The organism is Pseudodesulfovibrio sp. 7M6 (assembly GCF_050058625.1).
GTDB lineage: Bacteria > Desulfobacterota > Desulfovibrionia > Desulfovibrionales > Desulfovibrionaceae > Pseudodesulfovibrio > Pseudodesulfovibrio salinus.
Genome location: NZ_CP188816.1, coordinates 2147368 through 2172673 on the forward strand (window position 1 = coordinate 2147368; position 25306 = coordinate 2172673).

A 25306-nucleotide genomic window follows, 5' to 3' on the forward strand; every position below is an offset into this window, starting at 1 on the left:
GAGAAAGGCTTCGCGGAACCTATCCGCGAAGCCATTATTTCTCGTGTGCAAATAAAAGGAAGAATGTTGTTTAGAATTATGCAACCGACGTGCCAAAGTTGAGAATAAAAATAATAATTCAATTTTATTCAATAAAAACATACAGTTAATGCAGAGTGACTCTCAATCTGGATGACGCATAATCATACCGATCCAGTAAAAAATTTTTAACTACAAGAACGACACCCCCAACCCGGTACAATAATTTTAACCATCGCTTCCCAAAGCAAGGACTGTTTTGAAGGGACGACAAAGGCCAAATGACTTCCGGCCAGCTCAACTTGATTTCTAATTATTTCCCATTTCCCACAAAAAAGACTTGCAAAGGAAAACCAGCGCGTATAGAAGGCTTTCTCACCTGAACGTGCCGAAGTGGTGGAATTGGTAGACACGCTAGGTTCAGGGTCTAGTGGGGGTTCCCCCGTGGAAGTTCGAGTCTTCTCTTCGGCACCAGATAGAAACAAGGGTTGCAGCTAACAGTTGCAACCCTTTTTCTTTTTTATCCGGCAAGTCACATGATTGTCTTCTTTTCGGCGTGATTTGACCCCAAGGGGTCAAAGTGATGGGTCAAAGTACCCGGAATCGTCTGCCGCCGGAGACGTCACATGCTGCGAATCGCGCGTTCCCCGAACCACCTTTACCGGAAGGGCTCAATCTATTACTTTCACCACGTAATCCCGCACGACCTGCGGGACTCGTTGGGCCGCTCCGAAGTCAGGATGTCTCTCCAGACTGGCTACCTGGCCGAAGCAAGGCCCAAGGCCCGAATATTGGCATCGGACGTGCAACGAATACTGACCAAGGTGGGGGACGGCGAACTCCCCATGGATGATTTCGACCAGATAAAAGTGTTCATGAACGATTGGCTCAAGCGGTTCCTGAAAGAAAATGAACACATTGCCATCAACGACCTCATCCCGCCCAGCCCCCACACGCAATACGTGCCGGGAGATACCGAAAGGATTATAGAAACGCTCAAGGCCCTGATGGTGTCCAAAGACTACGCCACCATGCGGAAATACACGATCATGGCGGCTGAAGACGGGGCTTTCGGCCCACCTGACTCGCTCCCCCTGTCCGATGAGTTCGCGCACGAATTCATCAAAACCCTTATCGCCTACTATCGCATCATCAGCCACCGGGCCGAAGGCGATTACACCTTTGAAAGATCCATTCTGCCGCCCGAATCAGTCGCTCCGCAGCCGACACAGGAACCCAAGCCCCAAATCCTGCTTTCCGAATCCCTGGAACGCTACAAGGCGGACAGGATCGCCGCCAAGCGCTGGAGCGAGGGCAGTGCCAAGGATATCATGTCCACGCTCAACAGCCTGACCGACATCCTCGGGGACATTCCGGTGGATGAAGTGGACCGACAGGCAGTGCGCCATGTACGGGATACCCTGCTCCAGCTCCCCCGATTTCGGAACAGCAAACGATTCAAGGGCAAGACCATCCAAGAAATGGTCGCCCTTGAACCCGACAATACCGTTGCCGTCAGCACCGTGAATAAAACAACCTGACCAACATCTCATCATTTTTGACGTGGTGCGAGGATGAGCAGCTTATTCCCACCAACCCCGCTCACCGTCTGAAAATCAAAGAAGAAAAGCCGGAAACGGAACACCGATCCCCGTACACGACCAAAGACTTGGAAAACATCTTCAACGCTCCTCAATATGTTGACGACACATTCCTGCACCCGTCCGACTTCTGGTGCCCTATTCTTTCCCTTTTCACGGGCGCACGACGTGAGGAGGTATGCCAACTCCACGTTGAAGATGTCCGACAGGAGGAAGGGGTTTGGGTCTTGGATGTCAACAAGGAAAAGAATGTTCATGGGTTCGCCAACAAGAAGCTGAAAAACCCAAGCGCCAAGCGGCTCCTCCCGCTTCATCCTTTCCTCGTTGAAACGCTGCGTTTCCCCGAATTCGCTCGACAACAGGCCGAAATGGGACACCTTCGGGTCTTCCCCGAACTCGTCAAGATCAACACGAACTACGGCCACAAACTCGGCGAAAGGTTCAGTGAATTCAGGAAAACCATCGAACTTGAGGAAGCAGAAGGGGTCAAGGATTTTCACAGCTTGCGGCACACGTTCTCCAATTTCTTCAAGCAAAAGAAAATGCAGGACGACCCGTTCGAACAGACCTTTGGCCACAAGCTCAAGAAGATGTCCGCCGAAAGATATGGGGGGCGTTTCCCGGCCTCCATGTGCTTCGAGGAGGTCATAGCCCACCTCGACTACCGGGTGGACCTGTCTCATCTGGCAAAATCGAAATACGTTCCCAAGTGACGGTCCTCATTTGGCGATAGTCCTTCCCTCCTGTCGGCCCCAAGCCGACATGAGGGAAGGACGGTTCCATGGGTGAGATAAATCGCCCAGGCGATTTATCTCACCCATGGAACCTCACGCCCAAAAGGAAAACCCCGCCGAAGCGGGGTCCTGTCACTGACTGCTGCCAAGATAGGCATCGGACACATCCCGCCTTCCTGCGGAATGTCCTGCGGTCACTTCGATTTCGTCACGGGCTTCGGCGTCGAGCCGGGGCCATTCATCCCCAGCCTTGTCATGGGCGGCCTGTTGAAAGGCTTCCACTGAAGGGTGCTGATTGGGCGGCTGAAAGCCCGTGTGCTCGACGTACATACGGTGAAACCGTTCATGACGGTTGCTGTGCAACGTCCACCCGCTTTCTCTCTTGGTGAACCCGCACAACCTGGCCGCATAGGACAGTTTTTCCTGCCACTTATCCCCCCCATCCCTTCAGGCATGAGATTATGTATCCCCGTCCTGTTGGATTGGCTAACGTATGGCAACGCCCGTTCCAAGGCTTCCTGCTGCTTGTCGGACAGATTGGTCAGCGTCCTCGGCCGTCCCCCTTTCGTCCCGTACTGGACGAGGAGGCTACGCCCTTCCCTGTCCCAATCGCTGACCAAATCGACCTTGGCCGGATTCTTCCCGGCGCAACCCTAGTTCCCATTGCAGGCGGATTTGGGCAGCACGCCGGGGACCGTATTCATAGCCAAGCTCGTTTTCCAGCTTGTCGATTGCCCCCTGCACGAATTCAAGGGCAACCGCCTTGCTGTTGGCGTTGGCAATGCTGCCCCGCCGGATGTCAAACACATCATTGGTAGGGCTGATGCTGTCGTTGCCATAAGTCTCACACAGGGTACGGGCCGCCGCAAAAACTTCGGCAATACGCCCGTCCCCTACGTTTTCGTCTTTCATTTGCTTGGCCACTGCCGCGAAATGTTTGTTGGAAATCTTGGCCCATTTCTGAACGCCAAAACCCGCACGGCGAAGCCGCTTTGCAAAGGCTCGGGCGTTTTGTCTGACCCGATGTTGTTTCGAGCGCGGACCTGACAATGTTGCCTTGTTCGCGCCCCATACCAGACTGATGGATTTCATGTAAATCTCCTTCCTGAAGTTCGGGGCAATGCCCCGGGACAAAGCGAACCCAAGGGTTCGCCAATGGCGCGAAGGTGCGCCACACAACAACCGATACGGGACAAATCAATGTCCGTTTCCCACTGAAGGAAAATTCAGGAATCCATTTAATAAAGGGTGCCACCACGCAGACTCATTCGTCCTGCGCATAAAGCGGTGGCCGTGGGGGAATTACGACAACGGTAGATTTCTAGACATCTACCGTTCGTCCGGCGGCGGGTGCTGTGCTTCAGCCTAGTATTTGGATATGAAAGCGTGCCGTTTGGAAATGAACGGCGAAGAAGTGTTTGGTGTTACGGCACGTTAGTGCCTGCTTAAGCGTTCATCAGTTTAGACTTCGTCAAAACTTATGAACGCGCCTGATCGCGTTTTTACCTCCTTGGTATTACGTAAACCTAACTGGTATGCCCAACCATACCATGCCGGAAAATCGCCGCGCAAGACGTCACCCCAAAAAACATGACGAGACAATATACGACAAAGACTGCCGCTACATTACCACCTATTCATCCGTTTTGCCCGGCACCGGTAATTCAAAATCGATAAAACGCTCAAGGATTGTATTCATAGATTCGAAGTACGCAGGAATCATATGCGTATAGGTCCCCATTGCATGAACACCCAACAGAATCTGTGCTTGCAGGCCGATTTCGACGTCATTTTTTTTCAGAAAATCTGTCATACCTACACATCGCAAAGTACGTGATGCAAACACTTCGTGGGCTATACTCCTTGGGTCCAATATATATTCAGAGACCGCCCCATTCATGAACTTTTTGGATGCATCCTCGTCATAATATTTTGCGTATAGTGAATGCACAAACATCCGTGCTGTCATAAAATGATCAAGGACTACCTCATCAACATAATCCTCGTCGATATGGTAATAGTCGGTATCACCATCTGCGATACGCTGTAAGAATCGCTCGCATTGCAGCATATAGAATAGGGTCGTATCGAATGCCAGTATATCTACATTGGTGCTAGTAACGATTTCGGCTAACCCTTCCACTTTCTCCATTCTTCGAACGTCAGAAAATCCAAGTCCCAACGAAACGAGTGCAATAGCTAAAAACGTCTTTTCGGGATCACTCTCTTCCATTGTCCTGTCAAACATCTCACCTTCAAGAAAGGAAGCCTTACTCACAGCTTCTATAGGATACATCTCAACTTTCTTTTTGCGCTTGAACCAACCAAACATGGCAACTCCCGTTTTCATAATGGATGACGCCCTTCTCTATTAGGCCACCCAATAACAACTTCGCCAGCCCGATACCAGTCCTTTTACATCACCACTTAAAACAACCCTTCCCCACTGACGTTCAAATCATAAGAACGCCTTGCCTCAACCGGGTCAAAATGCTAGGTCACTCTTCAAACAGGAAGAACACGTCGAAAAAGAATAGACAAAGAAAATCAATATATTGCCGCACAGCCGAAAAATCAAGACTGCCGAGTCTTCTCTTCGGCACCAGATAGAAACAAGGGTTGCAGCTAACGGCTGCAACCCTTTTTCTTTTGTTTTCGGCGAGGTGGTGGCGTCTGCTTTCGTAGCATATGCAACATCATCTGGAAGTTATACGCTGAAACAACTCTACCTCACGATTAAACAAATCTTGTCGAATCTTCTGGGTTCCCCCTTAGAACGCACCCACAACAACCGATAGCGGGACAAATCAATGTCCGTTTCCCACTGAAGGAAAATTCAGGAATCCATTTAATAAGGGGTGCCACCACGCAGGCTCGTTCGTCCTGCGTATAAAATGGTGGCCGTGGGGGAATTTCGACAACGGCAGATTTATAGATACCTGTCGTTTGTCCGGCGGGGGTGCTGTGTTCCAGCTTGGTGTTTGGATGTGAAAGTGTGCCGTTTGGAAATAAACGGCAGCGATGTGTTTGGTGTTACGGCACGTTAGTGCCTGCTTAAGCGTTCATCAGTTTAGACTATCGTCAAAACTTATGAACGCGCCTGATCGCGTTTTACCTCCTTCTGATGACCGATTTATCCGCTGGATATGCCCCACCATATGACGCCGCAAAACCTTCGCGCAAGCTCCGGCGGGACGAACTCTTCACCTCCCGCCGATTTCCCCGCGAGCGTGACGCAGCCGTCGGGGCAAGGCCAAGCCCCCTTCGAGGGGCGCTTCGCGGTCCGGCCTTGCTTCAGCCGTTGGCGAGCCTTCGAGCCTTACGGATGAAGACAGCAGCGATGCCCCGACGACTTTGCTTGCGTCGCAATCTACGCAGGCGACGCGAGAGGGATGGCGATTTCGACTCCGGCTAAAAGGGTCATTGAACTCTAGACAATAGCATAATTATGCAACGGAAGAGTTAAAACAACCAGAACCACAACTTAATATTCGCTGTAGCATATCTTCTTGACACGAAGGATAGCATAAATTAAATGATAAGCTATAAAATAAAAAGAATGTACTTAGGAGCATACCTTGAACAATTCAGTTAGTCAGATAGATCCAGCCTGTGCCGCTATGATGAATGCAATAGATTCACTTTTGTCATTCCACGATACTGACATTGGTGAAAAAGTTTTTTTTAGAGGAGATGGCGTAAAGAGCGAAGCCATATTCAACGAACTAAAGAGCGTCAATTCAAGCATAAAAGCATATCTAAATCGCGATAAAAGATTATTTTATATTGGATTTATAGGAAACTTCAGTTCAGGGAAATCTAGTACAATAAATTCTATTCTAGAAGAAGTTGGAAAATCGGCTAAAAGGCCTACTGGGAATAGGCCTGTCGACAAGTGTATTAGCTTAATTACAAATGAAAGTAATAAATTGATAGTAACACCAATGAGAGGTGGCGTGAATATTAACATACAAATAATTACAATAGATACTCCTTTGTTGAATGACCTTGTTTTCGTAGATACACCAGGCACAGGTGATCCTTCGCTGGAAGGAGCAATGGTTAAAGACTTTTTACCGGTGTGTGATTTGATACTATACTTTGTCTCTGCGGCACAGCCTTTAAGCGAAACCGACTTACCAATACTAAGAAAGTTAACAACATGCTTGCCATTCATGTCTTTATACTTCGTTGTGACCCGAGCTGATGACTATAGGTCTGATTACAAAAAGTATTTAAGCGAAGATAATATTGATTCTAACCGACTTAAATCGGACATAGTCGACTTGATTGACAGAATAAAGGAACAAGTTGGCGTAGAACAATTTATCAGAATGGATGTGGAAAACAGGATGATTATTATTGATAATATTTCAAAATATAATATTTCTAATCTATTAGACATTGTTAAGAATGCCTGTGGGCAAGATGGCGAAGTATGCGAAAAGGCTCATTCACGCAAAATAATATACTTTAATAGCGTTATATCAAAAAATAAATGTGAACTTGAGGCAATAGTCAAAAGCAAGCTTGATCGCTATAAGGAGCTCTTTGACAATGTAGAAAGCGAAGTTAAAAAATGTACAGAAGCTGTTTCTATGTCATATACTGATATTAGCGAAAAATGGAAAAGACAAACGACTAAAATAGAAAGGGAAAAAAACAGTGCTCTCGCCTCAGCATATGATATTGTTTTGAAAGAATATCCCCGTGATATCCAGCTAAAAGATTCTCTTAAAGAGCATTTGTCCTATCTGCGTCGAGTGATCAGAGAAGATATTCTCCCACAAAAAATCAATGAAGCCTTAAAAATCTACAACTCTGAGTGCAAGATTATTATCGATAATTTTTGCAGTAGGTTGAAATGCTATTGCACCGAAAAAGACATTTTTTCGGCGACAATGGGAAGCTTCGATGCAAAGCTTGATAATGGCTCTCTTGATACAGGACTTAGGGAATTAAATTTAGGAGTTTTAAGGAGTAAAGTTGATGTTGCATCGAGAGTGAAAGGAATTTTTACCAGCGCTGAATTGAAAATCGAGGAATGGTCAAATTCATTAAGATCGCGTTTAAAAAACCCTCTTGCAATTCAAAAACTTAATTCATATATTAATGATAGTGAATCTTGGCTTTTTGAAGACGTTAGTAGATTTATGAATCAGGTTGACATGTATGCATCTGCGGTAATTGCAACAGGGAAGCATGGTCTTATCGCTCAACTTGGTCTGTCTGATGAAATTGACGCTATTAATGAAAGGGTCACAGAGGAACGCATTGACAGTGTCTATACAGAAGCACAGTCAAAAATCTTTTCGGGCATTAACACTGATTGTAATAACATCAAAGAATCCTACCGAACACTCTTTGATGAATACCTCCGTGACAACAAAAACGTTGCTACGTTTAATTCTGTCGAGCTAAGCGATGATAAAATTGTTAACATTTTAACTATGAAAGACTCTGATGATGAATTAAACAACGTATTTTCGTTGTGGAAGACAAAGTGCGATAGCATTATAAATATGAACCTTAATAATTTCAAAAACGAGATCGAGGAGCTTGATGTTGCTCGCAAATCTGAAATTGATTCCGTAAAAAAAACTCGCAAAAAACGATTTCTAGTATATCCGGCGGCAACAGCTTTGCTCTTTTTTGGCATTGCCTACACTCTCCAATTTATGAACAACTGGCCTAATACACTTTCTAATTTTTCATCATTAATTATTAATCTACTTTCGTCTTCCATCATTTATTATATATCATATCTTATCACAAATAGAACAGATACAAGCACAGATAAAATTTCTAAAATTAACGCAAAAGCAAAAAGTGACGCCCTCAATATCTTTCACACATTATCCGACAGAATTAAAGCTGAAACATATGACGTTGAAGTAGACGCATCCCCTATTGAACATGCTATGTTAAAGAATATCAACAATGAATTAGATAGACTCATTCTAAATGTTGTTTCTTCAAAAGTGAAGCAAGCATACGCAAATTGTATTGCAACGATGAATCGTTTACATGATTATGAGATTAAATATAAGAAAATCACTAGTTTTTATTTTGAAAAAGTACTCCATTTTTATTCGAATCATGCTGCCCACGCAGATGTGTTGTCTGCAATATCGAATAACATCAAATCTGATGCTGTAGAACCTTCTTACCACCTACTTCAGAAAACCCACTCCGACTTAGAGGACGTTTATAATGGTATTAAGACGATCAAGACGATATAAAATCAATGGTGCTGGAATCCTCACCGCGACTTGCAAGTTGTCGTGGACACTGAGGCCCCTATTTTTGTTCCACTCATTGCTCAGCTTGAAACAGTGTTAATTACTTATTCCTGTTCACTAATGAATTCACATGCCTCCCAAGTGTTATTTCCAGCGACAACCATGATTTTGTGGTGAATATGATGTTTTCATCCCTGTGAAAGAACATAGGTAAGCAACCTTCCGGTTGATTGTGTACGGCCTTTCACGCCGTTACCAACTTAGATAATTACCCAACTCATCCCCCCTTGCTGGAGCTGGGTCAAAGTGGTAGGTCAAAGTTCAAACAGGAAGGACACGCTGAAACAGAATAGGCAAATAAAATCAATATCTTGTCGCAGAGCCGTAGATTCAGGACTTCCGAGTCTTCTCTTCGGCACCAGATAGAAACAAGGGTTGCAGCTTACGGCTGCAACCCTTTTTCTTTTGTTTTCGGCAAGGTGGCATCTGCTTAGGCCGCCACAGACTATCTTCTGTGTTAATACGCTAAAATAAAGGAGTGAGGCCAACAAAGTGGCCTCACCCCTCTTGACGCATACCAAATCTCAAGGCGCTCTATCTTATACTTCTGTCTCAGTGAGGCAGCACGACGAGGCAATATCTTGGTATATACTGACTATACCAATCATGATATAGACGACTGTCCAATGGCCTATGGAATACGATACTGTTCAAGTTGGAGCCTACTTTTATGCACGCTCGACACCTTAGATTTGCTCAACACGCCTCCACCTTGCGGAATGGCAAAGACACCACAGCCGAACGCACATTACTGCGGGAAACCGTCATCCGGCAGGGAAACTTTGTTCAGGCTAATTCCGTGGCTTATCTTGCCATCCTCGTCTACTTTTTCGTGGCCGTTACCGGCACCTCCCACGAGGACTTGCTCAGGGAAACGCCCAAGGCCATTCCACTTCTGAACATTCAGCTCAATCTTTGGTGGTTCTTCCTCATGGGCCCCATCGCCTTTGTGTTGGTTCACATCAACCTGCTGACACAATATTTTTACCTGTCCCGAAATCTGATGCGGCTGGATACGCTCGTCAAGTCGGATAGAGACAAATATGACGGCGAGCGGATTGCTCAGGAACACGGATTGGTCGCCAACTTCACACTCAGCCAACTCATTTTGGACAAGACCATGCCCACCGGCCTACGCCTGTTTTCCCAACTGGGCCTATGGTTTTTCAGCGTGATTGCCCCGTTGGTGCTTCTCTATCTCTTTCTTTGGTATTTCCTGCCCTATCACAGTGTCGTGGCCACATGGGTACAGCGAACCTGTCTGCTCGTGGATGGGGTAATGATCGGATACATTTGGACAAAGATAATCTCAGGGGAAAGAAAAAAGACACTTGTAAAAAAAATTTTACGAGAAATCGGCCCAGTGATCACAGCGTTCGTTCTTGCCGTGCCCCTTTTATTACCGGGAGAAGGACGGTTTATACAGACATCATGCGAATGGTCCTCCCTACCAAAGGTACTAGTGGAAATATCCACCCATACCCCAATAAAGTATAACCTCGATTTGCAAAACAGGCTTCTCATTGGAAGTGATATTCCGCCAAATTTATTCACAGATCAACAAATCTCCAAGGTCGAATTCGAAGACAAAATTAATGACTATGTCGGCAAACACCAAATGGGACTGAAGCTTTCAGAAAGAGACCTGCAAGGAGCAAACCTGTCTGGAGCCAAGTTATACCATGCATCCCTGTCTGAGGCTCATATAGAGGGCGCAGATTTGGGGGATGCACACCTTGAGGGCGCGGACTTGATGGGGGCACACCTTGAGGGCGCGGACTTGATGGGGGCACACCTTGAGGGCACGGAATTGAATCTCGCACACCTTGAGGGCGCGGACTTGGGGAGAGCACACCTTGAGGGCGCGGACTTGTGGATCGCACACCTTGAGGGCACGGACTTGAATTTCGCACACCTTGAGGGCGCAGACTTGGGGAGAGCACACCTTGAGGGCGCGGAATTGGGGTTCGCACACCTTGAGGGCGCGGAATTGGGGGGGGCACACCTTGAAGGCGCGGACTTGAGGTTCTTACACCTTGAGGGCTCGTACTTTCAACCAGAATCAATCAATGCCTGCTTATTCCAGGGAGTCCATTATGCTCCACTGAATGAAACAGAGTGGGCCCAAGTAAAGAAAGAAAACCTAGGAGAGATTCCCCAATCTTTACGGAACGCCCTGAAATATAAAGATTGGATGGGAACCCCTCCGCTCCCCATCAATCCCCAAAACAGTTGTTTTGACGACGATATTCCCTTTACGGGATGGCATGGGAAAAGCTTAACAATAGAGGAGTTTCTTCCCTTTTACGTGCAGTCAAAATTAGATATTGCTTGTATAAACAAGGAAGTCGCAAAAAACATATGGATGCAACTTTACGAATTTATAGGGGAGTTGCAAGACGTTCCGCCCTTACGCCGCATTGCTGTTCCTAAAGAGGGACTCTGTCCCAACGGCATCACTCCCCCCGATGACCTGAAACAACGGGCGTTAAATCGCATAAAACAGCTTGAAGCGGCACAAGCCAAACAAAGGCAATAACATATCGGAGAAGATAGCAATTTTTCCATCGTTGCAACGATCTGAACATACTCGCCTTTGTGGAATAAAACACCCATGGTATAATTGGGGGGGAGAGAAAAAGGGCTTGAGCGATTTACTCAAGTCCCTTTTTTATAAAAAAATGGTGGTGGGGCTGGAGGGAATCGCCCCACCTCTTGAATGCCATTCAAATAACCAGAAACAAGGTATACCCATGCTCAAACAAACCTTCCAGTTGCAGAAGCTGGATCAAAGCGCAATTTAATGGACAGATATGATGGATGCGCTAAGAAATAGATTCATAAAATCAACACATTGCCGTACGGCCGAGAAATCAGAGCTTCCAAGTCTCTTCTTCAGTACCAGATAGAAACAATCCACCTTCCCAATTGCCAGGGAATGCCCTTTTGGATATCTCGAAGAGTAGCTGCTCAGATTGCAGGCCGATACCAGTCAACATAAAGGATAGTTCACCAAGTTCGTTCCATGCGCTTAAAGAGCTCCCCTACAGGCCTTTTATCATCCAACCAGGATTTCCATCCTTTACAGCCCGTTTTTATCATCAACCACAACTATTCTGTTGACATGCAAACACCATATGGGTATTCAGTCCTTCCTTGAACGTGCCGAAGTGGTGGAATTGGTAGACACGCTAGGTTCAGGGTCTAGTGGGGGTTCCCCCGTGGAAGTTCGAGTCTTCTCTTCGGCACCAGATAGAAACAAGGGTTGCAGCTTACGGCTGCAACCCTTTTCTTTTGGCTGACGCAATAGCCGTTTCAACACGGCTTCGAACTCCGAACGGTCTTGGAGCGTTATGCTTTGCCGGAATCACGGAACAACAGTGATCTGACCGACCCAGGTTACCTCCAGGGGCCTCCACTATTCCCCCAGAACAGAACGCCCCGCAGGTTGGTCCAGCCTCCCCCCTAGGCATCCCAAAACACTAATTCTCCCATTCGATTGTCTACTTGGTTCGATGCGTTAATGCGCCGAAAAGGTTGAAAGCGCCCCCCCCCTCCCATTGGCAACGCTGCTTCGGGTTACAAAAAAAACTTTTTCCCACACAAAGATGACCGACCCTCTCTGTCATCAATCCACATCTCTCCAACGATTTGGCACCACAATTTTCATCTTTTTATTCAATTCCGTGATCATTGCTTAATATACTGTTTTTACATGATTAACAGCAATGTTCTGTACATCGGTATGATTCATCGCCATACCCATGCCAGGCCAATATATTGAATAAAAAGAACAAACTCGGATTCGGTGTCAAACCACGCTCAAGTCATCGTCCATTGTAACAAGCTGCCCTTCTTCATAGGCATTTATTATGTCTTTTCGAACAGAATAAATAATGTGGAGCGGCTCACGGCACGCGGTCGGTAGCCATCAACCACATGTTTCCCGGAGGTAGCCATGCGAGAGCTCGAAACCATGCCAAATGGCCCGGACAACAAGGCTCATCCCACCATGCGGATGCACTTGTGGCTGGAAACCGAGGACGGCGTCCTCTTTGGCCTGGGCAGGCTGCAACTCCTGCGGCAGGTAGAGCAATGCGGCTCTCTGAAAGGAGCGGCGGAGGCCCTGGGCATGTCCTACCGAGGGGCCTGGGGCAAAATCAAGGCGACGGAAAAGCTATTCGGCCAAAAACTCATTGAGCGGGCCGGAAGCCGCCGGGAGGGATACCACCTCACCTCATTCGGCAACGAACTCGCCCGGGATTTTGACGAATGGTACAGCGAAGTCGAGCAGTTTGCGCTGGCCAAAAGCGGTAAATATCTCCCCTTCTCTCCGGTGAAATACCGATGAAACCTTTTGCCGCATTTTAAATGTGCTATTTTTAACAGGTTGATATGGTTGACGTTTAATATATTGTAGGCAGTACTCGGGCATGTTGTCCGAGAGCAACGCTGCCGCGCCGGACACGGCGGGGCACAAATGTAGGAGGCCACTGTCTTATGAAACTCGACCGCCGTAGCTTTATGAAGCTGGCAGGATCGGGAGCGGCGTGTCTCACCCTCGGCCAGCTCGGAGTCAGCCTGACTCCGGTCAAGGCCTATGCCGGGCAACTCAAGATTGCCGGAGCAAAAGAGGTTGTGACCGTTTGTCCCTTCTGCTCAGTAAGCTGCCATGTGATCGGTTACGTCAAGGACGGGAAGCTCGTCAGTACGGAAGGCGACCCGGACTACCCCATCAACGAGGGCGCACTGTGCGCCAAGGGCGCGGCCATGCTGAGCATGACCAACGGCCATCATCGGGTGAAAAAGCCGATGTACCGCGCTCCCTACAGCGACAAGTGGGAAGAGAAGTCCTGGGACTGGGTGCTCGACAAGATCGCCCGCCGCATCAAGGACACCCGCGATAAGGACATCATCCTCAAGGACAAGTCCGGTAAAACCGTCAACCGTCTCGAATCCATGTTCCTGCTGGGCACCTCCCACGCAGGCAACGAGGAATGTGCCATCGCTCATCAGGCGATGCGCGGCCTGGGTGTCGTCCACATGGACCACCAGGCACGTATCTGACACAGCGCCACAGTTGCGGCTCTGGGAGAGTCGTTCGGACGCGGTGCGATGACCAACCACTGGATCGACATCAAGAATGCCGATTCCATCCTCATTATGGGCAGCAATGCTGCCGAACATCATCCGATATCCTTCAAGTGGGTGTTGCAGGCCAAGGATAAGGGAGCCACTGTCATGCACGTGGACCCCAAGTTCTCACGCACGTCCGCCAGATCGGATTTCCATGTCCCCCTCAGGTCCGGTACGGACATCGCCTTCCTGGGTGGCATGATCAAGTACATTGTAGACAACGAAAAATACTTCAAGGAATACGTCGTCGAATACACGAACGCCGCGCTCGTAGTGGGCAAGGATTTCGGATTCAAGGACGGCATATTCACCGGCTACGATCCGAAGACCCGCAGCTACGACAAGTCCAAGTGGGGCTTCGAGCTCGATGCCAACGGCGTGCCCAAGAAGGACAAAACCCTCAAAAATCCCCGCTGTGTTTTCCAGCTGCTGAAAAAACACTACAGCCGCTATGATCTCGACACCGTCTCCACCACGACGGGCGTGACCAAGGAAAACCTGCTCAAGGTTTACGAGGCCTTCTCGGCCACCGGCAAGCCGGACAAGGCGGGTACCGTGATGTACGCCCTGGGCTGGACCCAGCATACCGTGGGCGTACAGAACATCCGCTCCGCCGGTATCATCCAGCTCCTGCTGGGCAACATCGGCGTGGCCGGCGGCGGCATCAATGCCCTGCGCGGCGAGCCGAACGTCCAGGGTTCCACCGACCACACCCTGCTGTACCACATCATACCGGGCTACATGGCCATGCCGCACAACGGCTGGCAGACCTATGACGAGTACATCAAAGCCAATACGCCGGTGAGCAACGATCCCCAGTCCGCCAACTGGTGGCAGCACAAGCCGAAGTACTTCGCCAGCCTGCTCAAGGCCTGGTACGGCGAGCACGCCACCAAGGAAAACGGGTTCTGCTACGAGCTCCTGCCCAAGATCCAGAAGGGCGAGGATTACTCATACCTCTACCTGTTTGACCGCATGTATCGCGGCGAGATCCGTGGCGGCATCATCATCGGCCTCAACCCGATGAACTCCGTGCCGAACACCAACAAGCTGCGCAAGGCGCTGGACAATCTGGAATGGCTCGTCACCTCCGAGCTGCACAACTCCGAGACCACGGACAACTGGCACCGCCCCGGCGTTGACCCCAAGAAGGTCAAGACCGAGGTCTTCCTGCTGCCTTCCGCCCACCGTCTGGAGAAGGAAGGCTCGGTGACCAACTCCGGCCGCTGGCTGCTCTGGCACTACAAGGCCGTGGACCCCGCATACGAGGCCAAGCCCTTTGGCGACATGTTCTGCGGATTCATGAAGCGTGTTCAGAAGCTGTACGAGACCGAGGGCGGAAAGCTGCCCGAGGCCGTCACCTGGCTGGATTACCCGGACAAGTACGATCCGGACGACCTCTGCGCCCGCATCAACGGCCGCTTCACGGTCGATACCGAGTTCAAGGGCAAGAAGTACAAGAAGGGCCAGCAGGTACCGACCTTCACCGCCCTCAAGGACGACGGCTCCACGTCCAGCCTGAACTGGCTGTACGCAGGCAGCTACACTGAAGAGGACGGCAACAAGGCCAAGCGCCGCAGCACCAAGCAGACCGAGATGCAAAAGAAGATCGGCCTGTTCCCCAACTGGTCCTGGTGCTGGCCGGTCAACCGCCGCATCCTCTACAACCGCGCCTCCGTAGACCTGAACGGCAAGCCGTACAACCCGGAAAAAGCCGTCATCGAATGGAAGGACGGCAAGTGGGTGGGCGACGTGCCCGACGGCGGATGGCCGCCCATGGCCACCGGCAAGGGCCGCTATCCCTTCATCATGTCCAAGTACGGTTTCGGCCAGATATATGGCCCGGGCCGCGCGGACGGACCGTTCTCCGAGCACTACGAGCCGGTGGAGACGCCTGTTGACAGCAACAAGTTCTCCAAGCAGCTCAACAGCCCGGTTTACAAGTTCGTGGCGAGCGAAATGGACAAGCTGGCCAAGCCCGCCGATCCTAACTACCCCATCGTGCTGACGACCTACAGTCTGACGGAGCACTGGTGCGGCGGCGGCGAAACCAGAAACGTGCCCAACCTGCTTGAGGCCGAACCGCAGCTCTATGTGGAAATGAGCCCGGAACTGGCCAAGGAAAAGGGCATCAAAAACGGCGACGGCGTCATCATCGAGTCCATCCGTGGACGGGTGGAAGCCTTCGCCATGGTCACCATCCGCATGCGCCCGTTCACGGTGCACGGACGGACCATCCACGAGATAGGCATGCCGTTCTGCTTCGGCTGGACGACTCCCGGGACCGGTGACTCCACCAACCGGCTCACCCCTTCGGTCGGCGATCCCAACACCACCATCCCGGAGTTCAAGGCCTGCTGCGTGAACATACGCAAGGCCGACAAACTCACCGAACTCGCAACCTAGCGAAAGGAGATCGTCATGCCGAAAACCATACTGGTAGATACGTCCCGCTGCACAGCGTGCCGCGGATGTCAGATAGCCTGCAAGGAATGGCACGGACTGCCGGCCAACAAGACCACCCAGTACCACTGGGGCAGCCACCAGAATCCGCAGGACCTCAACCCCAACAACTACAAACTCGTCCGGTTCAGCGAGCACCTGGAAAACGGAACGGTCCGGTGGAACTTCTTCCCGGACCAGTGCCGCCACTGTGATATTGCTCCCTGCAAGGAAACCGGCGACATGTATATTGAAGAGGCCATCGTCCAGGATGAAAAGACCGGGGCCATCGTCTACACCGACAAGACCCGGCAGTTCACGGACGAGCAGTTCCAGGAGATCCTGGAGTCCTGCCCCTACAACATCCCTCGTCGCAATGAGAAGACCAAGCTCATGGCCAAGTGCACCATGTGCAACGAGCGCATTCATGCGGGAATGCTCCCCGCGTGTGTCAAGGTGTGCCCCACCGGCGCCATGAACTTTGGCGAACACGATGAGATGGTGAAACTCGGAGAGAAACGTCTGGCCAAGCTCAAAGAGAAATGGCCCGATGCGATGCTGGCCGATCCGGATTCGGTCAACGTCATCTACCTGCTCATCGACAAGCCGGAGAACTACTACAAGTACTCCGTGGCGGATGCGGGCCTCGGCCCGATGTCGAAGCAGGAATTCCTCGCCACCCTGTCGAGGCCCTTCAAGGCCATGAAGGCCTAAACCAGTAACCCATCCTCCCAAAGCCGGGGCGTCCACAAAGGCGCCCCGGCCCGGGAGGATTCGAGGACGCATATGCGCACGGAATCTTCATTCTCCCAGGTGGACGACACCCTCCGGCTGCTCACCGAACGCACTCCGGCCTACAAGGAACTGACCGAACGGTTCGGCCCTCTGCTTCGCGAAATGGCAAAGGTCGGCGACGAACTCGCTGGCACCCTGCCGGAACTTCCAGCCGGAGACCCGAACCGGATAGCCGCCGGTGTTTCTCTCCTGGTGGACGTGGACCTCGCCCCCTACGGCGACGCCCTGAAGCTTTCGGCCGAACGGCTCATGCCGGTGCTGGCCGAAGTCCTGAACCTGGAGGAGGCAACCGCAAAACAAATCAGTGCGCATTTCGCGGAATCGGACAATCTGGTTGAGCTTGCCCAAGCCAGAATCGAAGGCAATGCAAAATACTTCGAGAACGCCTCCGAACAGCTGGAGGTGGAACCGACCGCCACCCTGCTCTACATTTCGGAGACCGTATTCACTCCTGTCCTTCGGGCCATAATCACCGGACAGGGAAAGCCCCTTTCCGACTCGGACTGGGACCAGACGTATTGTCCGGTTTGCGGTTCCACTCCGTCCATCTCCTACCTTTCGCAAAGGGAGACCACGGACCTCGACCAATTGGTTGGCGGCGGCGGAAAGAAGTATCTCCACTGCTCACTGTGCGGCCAGAACTGGCGTTACAAACGCAATGCCTGCGCCGCCTGCGGAAACGACGAGAACAAAACGCGCGAGATATTCACCTCGGACAAGACCCGCTTTGAGCGGGTGGAGGCCTGCAACAAATGCGGCCATTACTGCCTGAATATCGACATGCGCGAATGCGAACCGCAGCCCGACCTGGACGCCATCCAGCTGGGGCTCATCCATCTGGACCTCTTTGCCCGCAAGAACGGGCTGGTTCCCATCACCTCCACCCTCTGGAACAGCGCGGAGTAGGTACCATCAATGGGTGAACCACATCTGAAACCGATTTCCGGTCTTCCCCGGTCCGACAGGACCGGGGAGACCCGATCAACCTCAAGCCTGCGGCCGACTACCCTGCAACGGTACGAGGATGGCCGTCTCGTCCTTCGCGACGATGCCATTGCCGAAGAGGCGACCCTGCGCCTGCTCATCAACGGCCAACAGGAAGCTCTGCTTTCCCGCACGCCGGGAGACGACATGAATCTGGTGGCGGGATATCTCTTCAGCAATTCCCGTATCCGGGAGGCCGGGGATGTGGTTTCCATCCATTTCGGCTACCGGGGCGTTGCCCGGGTGGATGTCACCCTGGACTCACCGACGGACTTTCGCCGCATCTTTCCATCGCCACGCCCCACCCGCATTGAGGCCGACCGGTTGTTCAAGTTCAAGACCGCCTTTGAACGCCGACAGAACCTCTATCGGGATACCGGCTCCACCCACGCTGCCGCCCTGTTTTCGGCGGACGGCCAGCTCATTGCCTTCGGCGAGGACGTAGGTCGGCACAACGCCTTTGACAAGGCCATCGGCCGGGCATTGCTGGAAGGCACACTGGAACAGGCCGCCATTGCCATGCTCTCGTCCCGCCTCGCCCTGGAGCTGACCGTCAAGGCCGCTTCGGCCAACATTCCCATACTCTGCGGATTTTCCGCCGCAACCAGTTCAGGCATCAGCTATGCCGATAAAAACAACCTGACTCTCATCGGACGGCTGAGAGATGATTCGTTCAACATCTACTCGAACAGCTGGAGAATAAAAACTCTCGCTACCGACTGATTTGTTTTCCCGGCAAGGCTCTTGAACTCGGGGCATAAACGGCGCTATCGTAGGGCATCCAACCTGCAACCCAAGGATGCGTCATGACGATTCGCCGCCTTATTCCCGCTATACTGGTCCTGCTCTGCATCGTAACCGGAGCCCGGGCCGCCGACCTGCCTGATAATTTCGTTTACCTCCGGGAAATCGTGCCCAATGCGGTCCTCGACGTCCGCTACTACACCGACCACAACTTTGTCGGCACGCGTGTGGACGGCTACATGGCACCGCAGGTCATTCTCAGCCGCCCGGCGGCAAAAGCCCTGGCCGGAGTGCAAGCCGACCTCAAGCCCTTCGGCTTCGGCATCAAAATATTTGACGGCTACCGCCCGCAACGGGCCGTGGACCATTTCGTCCGATGGGGAAAAGACCTGGGCGACACGAAGATGAAGGCGGAATTCTACCCGGAAGTGGAAAAGAAGAACCTGTTCCGTGACGGCTATATCGCCACAAAATCGAGCCATTCGCGCGGATCGACCGTCGATCTCACCCTCATTGATTTGGCGACGGGCAAGGACCTCGACATGGGCGGTTCCTTCGACTTTTTCGGCAGGCTCTCCTGGCCCGGCAACCTCGACCTGCCCACACAGGCCCGGGCCAACAGGGCATTGCTGCGCCAGGTCATGGAACGCCATGGATTCAACCCACTCACGGAAGAGTGGTGGCATTTCACCCTGCGGGATGAACCCTACCCCGATACGTATTTCAACTTTCCGGTTCAATAACAGCGACGGCCAGCCCGCAACAGGGAGGGCTTGGCGAAAAACTCCGTGTATAGTGGGACATGCGTCACCTAAGCGTGACGCAGGGTTGCCTTTTTTTGCTGTCACGATTATTCTAATTGTCGTGTCACTTTCGGACGTGTGCCCGAGGCACAATCGAAAAGGCATTGCCGGATCAGCCGGTAAAACCACCCCACGGAGTGACGATGGTCAAAACCGACACGGCAGAAATCAACTATCTGGACACGCGACAACTGAACGCCCTGGGAAAATCCTTTCGGGAGTGGATGGAGGCGTCCCACCGCAAGGACGTCCGCCTGTCCCGCCGCAGAATTCTGCTTATATTTCTGACCATCCGATATACCGGAGCCAAGCTGAACGAGACATTATCCCTCAATCCCCTCCGCGACATTGACCCGAATGCGGGGCTGGTCCGCTTCCACGACGGCAACGGGCAGGGAAATTCACGGGACGTGCATATCTCGGAAAGTCTGGCCGAAGAATTCCGGGCCGCCCTGTCCGATACCGAGTTCCTCGAATTCAGCGAAAGCCGCTTCGACATCGACCCCGCCTTTGTCCGCCGCAAATTCTACGAACGGGCAAAGGCTTGCGGGTTCGACAAACGCATGGGCAGCCCGGAAATGCTGCGCAAGGCAAGAGCCGTCGAGCTGATGCACGGCAACCTGCCGCTCCCCGCCGTCCAGCTCATGCTCGGCCAGTCCACGGTCAGCCATGCCGTGTCCCGCGCTCCGTTCTCTCCCGAGGAATTGCGCGAGGTCACCCGGCTGTACATGGACCGCGAATCGGACCGGCGAACCAGCGCGCGCAACGCTTTCTACGGCAAGGTTTCGACCATCGACAGAGGGGACATCCAGGCCCGAGTGGAAATCCTGACCGCAGACGGCCACAAGGTCTCCACGCTCATCACCATCAACAGCCTGGAACGCATGTTTCTGACTCCCGGCAAACTGGTCACGGCGGAGGTCAAAGCCCCCTACGTCATGCTCCAGTGGGGCAACAATGTCTCCTCCAGCGCGGAAAACGTGTTCAGCGGCTCAATAATCAGCATAAAAAAAGGCGACATCAGCACGGAGTACATTGTCAGCATCTCGGATGCGGCTGAACTCTGCTCTCTGACCTCCTCGATCAGCGCCGAAAAGCTGGACTTGCATGAAGGCGATCCGGTCCAGGCCATTTTCAACTGCTATTCCGTTGTCCTCCATATCTAACGCGACAATCCCCGACAGCGCATCCCACCCTCTGCCTCTCTATGCTTCCCGCTTCGACGAGTGCTTGTCACACCGACAATGTTTCATTACGATTCACATTGCATCATAATACAACATTGCCCAGGAGCCGTTCCTCGTGCCCTATCTCGATCCCGCCATACTCAAATGGCTGCTGCCCAACACGGACAGCCTGACCGATCTCCTCGACGAACTGCCGCTGGGTGTGGCCGTTCTCGGCTGGGACGGCACCCTGCTTGCGGTCAACAAGACCTACGAGACCCTGACAGGGGCAGACCGCCAGTCCTTGCTCGGGCTGAAATGTCTGCACGGACTGCGTTGCGACTATTGCTTCAAGGGCTGCCCCGTGATGTCCAACTGGAAAAAAATTGATGCCCGCAGCGCCGAAGCCAACATCATCAGTCGCAACAAGAACAAGGTTTATATCCGTCTGACCATTTCGCCCATCCTGAGTGAAAACGGCGAAGTACGCGGAGCGGTGGAGACTGTTTCCACCCGGACCACCCACACCCTGGAAGAAGGAACGGCCGGACTGACCGGGTTGGGCAATCTCGTCGGCAACAGTCCGGAAATCCAGCGCATCTTCACCATGGTCCCGGCCGTAGCCCAGACGGACTCCTCAGTGCTCATCACCGGCGAAACAGGAACGGGCAAGGACATGCTCGCCGAGGAGATACACAACGCCTCGGACCGTAACGACGGACCGTTCATCAAGGTCAACTGCGGCGCCCTGCCGGACACTCTGCTGGAATCTGAACTGTTCGGCCACGCCAAGGGAGCCTTTACCGGGGCGGACCGGGCAAAGCCGGGACGGTTCCGCATGGCCCACGGCGGCACGCTCTTTCTCACCGAGATCGGCGACCTGCCCCTCCCCCTTCAGGTCAAGCTCCTCTCCTTTCTGGACGACAAGGTCATCTACCCGCTTGGCTCTACCAAGGGCTTCCACTCCGACGTGCGGGTCATAGTGGCCACCCATCGCGACCTGGAACTGATGGCCCGCCAGAAGGCGTTTCGCCAGGACCTGCTCTACCGCCTCAACGTCATCCGCCTTCACCTGCCCCCCCTGCGAGACCGCGGCGATGACCTCCACCTGCTCCAAGATCACTTTCTTAAAATGTTCCAGGCCCGGTTCGGCAAGAAGATGGAGGGGTTCTCGGAAAATGCCCAGGCCCTGCTTGAGGCATACACATATCCGGGCAATGTCCGCGAACTGCGCAATCTGGTAGAGTATGGCGTCAACTTCTGTGACGGCAAGCTGATCCGGACCAAACATCTGCCCGGCTACTTGTTGCGGGCACCCAATGTTCCGCACCAGCCCGAATCGGAATCCGAGATGGTGCAGTCAGAGACGGAACCGGCTGAAATCCGCCCCACCAAAAACGAGAGCTGGGAAGAAGTACAGCGTCGGATGATTCTCGACGCCCTGGTCAAAACCGGCGGCAGGAAGCAGCAGGCGGCCGAAATGCTCGGCTGGGGACGCTCCACCCTGTGGCGCAAGATGAAACAGTACGGGATCAACTAGAGGCGCATATGGAAAAAATTCTCATCCCCCTGCTGGACAGCGAGGTCGCTCCCCGATTCGACCTCGCCACCGACGTGCTCATCGTCTCCTTCACCCGCGAGACCCTTACCATGGGCACCATCAAGGAAAAGGTTGTTGTCCTGAACAATGCCTCCTCTGAAGCCGCTTGCAGACTGGCCCTCAGCGAAAATGTCCGCACTGTCATTTGCGCTGGTATCGAGTCGGAATATTACGATTTTCTCATCTGGAAAGGCATCAACGTCCTGGATGATGTCTGTGGCCCGGTCGACCTTGTACTGGAATCCTACATGACGGACGCCCTGAAAAAGGGAATGTGCTTCTACTAGCACGTCCATCATTCTACGTTTCACTCTGAGACATTTTAGAACGTCTCACTTGGTTCATAATGTTTCATTTTGTCCTTGGTGAATATGTAGCATATCTATTCATTTCATATAACACCCTATCATAACGCATTAAACACATATTGGCATACCCATTGCCTATGCTTCCCAGTCGCAAGAGGGACGCAAACCGCTTTTCAGGCAAGGGTACCCATGCACGTATTACTCATCGACGCCGACGACGACTTTCGCCGCAACCTGTCGGACCGACTGTCCAAACATGGACTGACGGTTCGTGACACAGGAGACGTTGAGGAGGCCCGCCGCCTTGTGCTCGGGCAAGATGCGGAAGCGATCCTGGCCGGGCTTTCCAGCCCGAAGGAATCGCTACTCTACTTCCTGTCGGAATTCCGCCAGGAAAGCCCGGAAAGCACCGTCATCCTCATCAACCACTCCGGTGAGGTCTCGCTCTCCATCGAGGCCATGAAGCTGGGAGTGGTGGACGAGGTGCATGTGCCCGTGGACCTGGAGGATTTGCTCGGCAAGCTGAGGGCAGCGTTACTGCCGAAAAAAAGCGACAGCTAGGGGTTTGGATATTTTCACCGTATTGTTGGGAGGAAGGAAGATATGACTGTCAAGGATCTGATGATCCCCGTGGGCGAATACCGCACCATCGGCAAGGACGCCGTCTTCGGAGAGGTGGCCGCCGCACTGGCGGAGAACGGCCACCGCGATGTCCTTGTCGTGGACAAAAACGGCAATCTTGCCGGTGTTCTGACCATGACGGATATTATGGTGGCCCTGGAACCCAATTACAAAAAGCTCGGCAAAAAGGACTTGGGCTCCGACACGCTTTCCAATCGTTACGTGTCCGACATCTTCAAGGAGTTCGGCCTCTGGTCCGACACACTGACGAAAATTTGCCGGGCCGGATATGAGATATCCGTTGCCGAAGCAATGTATGTCCCCGCTGAAACGGAATACCTGGAGGAAGACGATGACCTGGAGCACGCCATCCACCGTTTCATCATCGGAACGCATCAACCGTTGATTGTCCGCAAAAACGGCACCATCACCGGCGTGTTGCGCCTGGGCGACGTTTTCGGCGAGATAACCAGGCGCATGACCGCCTGCCACGACAGCTAGGGGAGGACCTCATGGAAGCAGCACAAGCCGCCAAGCCCGCTTTCGAATGGAAGCGCCTTGTCTTCATGCTCACCGGCGTCATTCTCTTCGCCGTCGTCTATTTCACCCCGGCCTGGCCGGATGCCATCGACCCGATGGGCGAACATTTCGTCCTGTCCCACGAGGCCAAGGGAGCCATTGCGGTTTTCCTGCTCGCCGGAACGTGGTGGGTATTCGAGGTCGTCCCCATCGGCGTAACTTCGCTGATGATCGGCATTCTTCAGGTCATGTTCCTGATTCGCCCCGCGAAGGTAGCGTTCAAGGACTTCATGGACCCGTCCGTGCTCTTCATCTTCGCCTCCATCATGATCGGCCTGGTCTTCACCAAGACCGGCCTGACCAAACGGCTGGCGTACAAGATGCTCGACATCGTGGGTGAACGGACTTCAATGATCTACCTGGGCGTCTTTGTGGTCACCGCCGCCCTCACGCACATCATGGCCCACACCGCCGTGGCCGCCACCATTTATCCCCTGCTGCTCGCCATCTATGCACTGTATGGTGAGGGCGACAAGCCGACCAAGTTCGGCAAGGGGTTGTTCATCGGTATGGCCTACGTGGCGGGCGCTGGCTCCGTCGTCACCCTGCTCGGTGCCGCCCGCGGCGCCGTGGCACTCGGATTCTTCAAGGAAATCGTCAACGTGGATGTCGGCTTCTTTGAGCTGACCTACTATATGGCTCCCATCGGTTGGGGCATGACTTTCCTGTTGTGGGGCTTCTTCATGCTCTTCCTGAAGCCGGAGAAGGACCGCATCCCCGGCCTGCGCGAAAAGGCCAGGGAACTGAACGCCAAGATGGGCGGCCTGACCCGGAATGAAATTCTGGCCGCCGTCATCGTGGCCGGCGTCATCATCATCATGTCACTGCGATCCTTTGTCCCGGCCCTCCATGCCGTGGACAAGACCGCCATCATCCTCTGTTCCTCGGTCCTCTTCTTCGTCTTCAAGATTCTGGACCTCAAGGACCTGGAGGACATCCCCTGGAACATCATCCTGCTCTTCGCCGGAGCCATGTCCATCGGCTTCTGTCTGTGGGAAACAGGCGCGGCCAAGTGGATGGCCGTCAACTGGCTGGTCATGTTCCAGAAGGCCAACTGGTTCGTCTTCGTCATGTCCATCGCCTTTTTCGTGATGATCATGACCAACTTCATCATGAATGTGGCAGCCATCGCCATATCGCTGCCGGTGGCCCTGGTCATCGCCCCCTATCTGGGCGTTGCCCCGCAAGTCATCCTGTATGCCTCGCTGGTCATGGCGGGTATGCCGTTCCTGCTCCTCGTCGGCGCTGCGCCCAATGCCATCGCTTACGACTCAGGACAGTTCACCACCGGGGAGTTCTTCAAGTGGGGCGTCCCAGCCTCTCTGCTGCTCATGGCCGTGGTCGGTTTGGCGATACTGGTTATCTGGCCCATTATGGGTATGCCCATCACCCTGCCTGCCGGGGGCTAGCTAATAACGGTAAGATATGGAATAACTACGGTTGTCGTCCTGTATGCGGCAACCGTAGTCAACG

General features: G+C 52.6%; 18 protein-coding genes, 2 tRNA genes and 1 pseudogene. 19 read left to right on the plus strand and 2 right to left on the minus strand.

Going from position 1 to position 25306, the window contains the following annotated elements:
- Positions 1–405 precede the first annotated feature (405 nt).
- From ACI0FG_RS10280 to ACI0FG_RS10290, 3 genes are all read left to right on the plus strand, one after another.
- Positions 406–492 (plus strand) — tRNA-Leu (locus ACI0FG_RS10280).
- A gap of 152 nt (positions 493–644) precedes the next feature.
- Positions 645–1559, plus strand: coding sequence for a DUF6538 domain-containing protein (locus tag ACI0FG_RS10285; RefSeq protein WP_419784900.1), 915 nt, complete (start codon positions 645–647; stop codon positions 1557–1559).
- A 128-nt stretch (positions 1560–1687) separates the two neighbouring features.
- The gene (locus ACI0FG_RS10290) at positions 1688–2332 is read left to right on the plus strand and encodes a site-specific integrase (RefSeq protein WP_419784901.1); all 645 of its coding nucleotides are present in this window, start codon (positions 1688–1690) and stop codon (positions 2330–2332) included.
- 153 nt (positions 2333–2485) lie between these two features.
- Here the strand turns inward: ACI0FG_RS10290 and ACI0FG_RS10295 are convergent.
- Both ACI0FG_RS10295 and ACI0FG_RS10300 read right to left on the minus strand, forming a co-directional pair.
- Positions 2486–3445, minus strand: a pseudogene (locus ACI0FG_RS10295) (integrase domain-containing protein).
- 541 nt (positions 3446–3986) lie between these two features.
- Complete coding sequence (locus ACI0FG_RS10300) at positions 3987–4685, minus strand: hypothetical protein (protein WP_419784902.1); 699 nt, start codon at positions 4683–4685, stop codon at positions 3987–3989.
- Between the two features lie 1246 nt (positions 4686–5931).
- Here ACI0FG_RS10300 and ACI0FG_RS10305 point away from each other — a divergent pair.
- The 16 genes from ACI0FG_RS10305 (at position 5932) to ACI0FG_RS10380 (ending at position 25242) form a co-directional block, all read left to right on the plus strand.
- Positions 5932–8595 carry a GTPase gene (locus ACI0FG_RS10305; RefSeq protein ID WP_419784903.1) on the plus strand — a complete coding sequence of 888 codons (2664 nt, stop codon included), beginning with the start codon at positions 5932–5934 and terminating at the stop codon, positions 8593–8595.
- Between the two features lie 730 nt (positions 8596–9325).
- Complete coding sequence (locus tag ACI0FG_RS10310) at positions 9326–11194, plus strand: pentapeptide repeat-containing protein (RefSeq protein ID WP_419784904.1); 1869 nt, start codon at positions 9326–9328, stop codon at positions 11192–11194.
- A gap of 106 nt (positions 11195–11300) precedes the next feature.
- The gene (locus ACI0FG_RS10315) at positions 11301–11459 is read left to right on the plus strand and encodes a hypothetical protein (RefSeq protein ID WP_419784905.1); all 159 of its coding nucleotides are present in this window, start codon (positions 11301–11303) and stop codon (positions 11457–11459) included.
- A gap of 360 nt (positions 11460–11819) precedes the next feature.
- Positions 11820–11906 (plus strand) — tRNA-Leu (locus ACI0FG_RS10320).
- 707 nt (positions 11907–12613) lie between these two features.
- Positions 12614–13006 (plus strand): winged helix-turn-helix domain-containing protein, encoded by a 393-nt coding sequence (locus ACI0FG_RS10325; protein WP_419784906.1) that lies wholly within the window; start codon positions 12614–12616, stop codon positions 13004–13006.
- Between the two features lie 149 nt (positions 13007–13155).
- Positions 13156–16197 carry a formate dehydrogenase-N subunit alpha gene (gene fdnG, locus ACI0FG_RS10330; RefSeq protein ID WP_419784907.1) on the plus strand — a complete coding sequence of 1014 codons (3042 nt, stop codon included), beginning with the start codon at positions 13156–13158 and terminating at the stop codon, positions 16195–16197.
- 15 nt (positions 16198–16212) lie between these two features.
- A complete protein-coding gene (locus tag ACI0FG_RS10335) occupies positions 16213–16947 on the plus strand; it encodes a 4Fe-4S dicluster domain-containing protein (RefSeq protein WP_419784908.1) in 735 nt (244 codons plus the stop codon).
- Between the two features lie 72 nt (positions 16948–17019).
- Positions 17020–17934 carry a formate dehydrogenase accessory protein FdhE gene (locus ACI0FG_RS10340; RefSeq protein WP_419784909.1) on the plus strand — a complete coding sequence of 305 codons (915 nt, stop codon included), beginning with the start codon at positions 17020–17022 and terminating at the stop codon, positions 17932–17934.
- A gap of 9 nt (positions 17935–17943) precedes the next feature.
- A complete protein-coding gene (locus ACI0FG_RS10345) occupies positions 17944–18735 on the plus strand; it encodes a formate dehydrogenase accessory sulfurtransferase FdhD (RefSeq protein WP_419784910.1) in 792 nt (263 codons plus the stop codon).
- A gap of 83 nt (positions 18736–18818) precedes the next feature.
- Positions 18819–19499: a M15 family metallopeptidase gene (locus ACI0FG_RS10350; protein WP_419784911.1), complete on the plus strand. Its 681-nt coding sequence runs from the start codon at positions 18819–18821 to the stop codon at positions 19497–19499.
- 203 nt (positions 19500–19702) lie between these two features.
- Entirely contained in the window at positions 19703–20725 is a 1023-nt protein-coding gene (locus tag ACI0FG_RS10355; RefSeq protein WP_419784912.1) for a TOBE domain-containing protein, read from the plus strand.
- Between the two features lie 136 nt (positions 20726–20861).
- Entirely contained in the window at positions 20862–22265 is a 1404-nt protein-coding gene (locus ACI0FG_RS10360) for a sigma-54 interaction domain-containing protein (RefSeq protein ID WP_419784913.1), read from the plus strand.
- 8 nt (positions 22266–22273) lie between these two features.
- Positions 22274–22612 (plus strand): NifB/NifX family molybdenum-iron cluster-binding protein, encoded by a 339-nt coding sequence (locus tag ACI0FG_RS10365; protein WP_419784914.1) that lies wholly within the window; start codon positions 22274–22276, stop codon positions 22610–22612.
- A 210-nt stretch (positions 22613–22822) separates the two neighbouring features.
- Positions 22823–23194: a response regulator gene (locus tag ACI0FG_RS10370; RefSeq protein ID WP_419784915.1), complete on the plus strand. Its 372-nt coding sequence runs from the start codon at positions 22823–22825 to the stop codon at positions 23192–23194.
- Positions 23195–23236: 42 nt separating this feature from the next.
- Positions 23237–23755, plus strand: a complete 519-nt coding sequence (locus ACI0FG_RS10375; protein ID WP_419784916.1) for a CBS domain-containing protein — start codon at positions 23237–23239, stop codon at positions 23753–23755.
- Between the two features lie 11 nt (positions 23756–23766).
- Positions 23767–25242, plus strand: coding sequence for an SLC13 family permease (locus ACI0FG_RS10380; RefSeq protein ID WP_419784917.1), 1476 nt, complete (start codon positions 23767–23769; stop codon positions 25240–25242).
- Positions 25243–25306 lie beyond the last annotated feature (64 nt).

Coding starts and splice junctions, on each gene's coding strand:
- ACI0FG_RS10285 (WP_419784900.1), top strand. CDS start 645: ATGCTGCGAATCGCGCGTTCCCCGAACCACCTTTACCGGAAGGGCTCA.
- ACI0FG_RS10300 (WP_419784902.1), bottom strand. CDS start 4,685: ATGTTTGGTTGGTTCAAGCGCAAAAAGAAAGTTGAGATGTATCCTATA.
- ACI0FG_RS10310 (WP_419784904.1), top strand. CDS start 9,326: ATGCACGCTCGACACCTTAGATTTGCTCAACACGCCTCCACCTTGCGG.
- ACI0FG_RS10325 (WP_419784906.1), top strand. CDS start 12,614: ATGCGAGAGCTCGAAACCATGCCAAATGGCCCGGACAACAAGGCTCAT.
- ACI0FG_RS10335 (WP_419784908.1), top strand. CDS start 16,213: ATGCCGAAAACCATACTGGTAGATACGTCCCGCTGCACAGCGTGCCGC.
- ACI0FG_RS10340 (WP_419784909.1), top strand. CDS start 17,020: ATGCGCACGGAATCTTCATTCTCCCAGGTGGACGACACCCTCCGGCTG.
- ACI0FG_RS10345 (WP_419784910.1), top strand. CDS start 17,944: ATGGGTGAACCACATCTGAAACCGATTTCCGGTCTTCCCCGGTCCGAC.
- ACI0FG_RS10350 (WP_419784911.1), top strand. CDS start 18,819: ATGACGATTCGCCGCCTTATTCCCGCTATACTGGTCCTGCTCTGCATC.
- ACI0FG_RS10355 (WP_419784912.1), top strand. CDS start 19,703: ATGGTCAAAACCGACACGGCAGAAATCAACTATCTGGACACGCGACAA.
- ACI0FG_RS10365 (WP_419784914.1), top strand. CDS start 22,274: ATGGAAAAAATTCTCATCCCCCTGCTGGACAGCGAGGTCGCTCCCCGA.
- ACI0FG_RS10370 (WP_419784915.1), top strand. CDS start 22,823: ATGCACGTATTACTCATCGACGCCGACGACGACTTTCGCCGCAACCTG.
- ACI0FG_RS10375 (WP_419784916.1), top strand. CDS start 23,237: ATGACTGTCAAGGATCTGATGATCCCCGTGGGCGAATACCGCACCATC.
- ACI0FG_RS10380 (WP_419784917.1), top strand. CDS start 23,767: ATGGAAGCAGCACAAGCCGCCAAGCCCGCTTTCGAATGGAAGCGCCTT.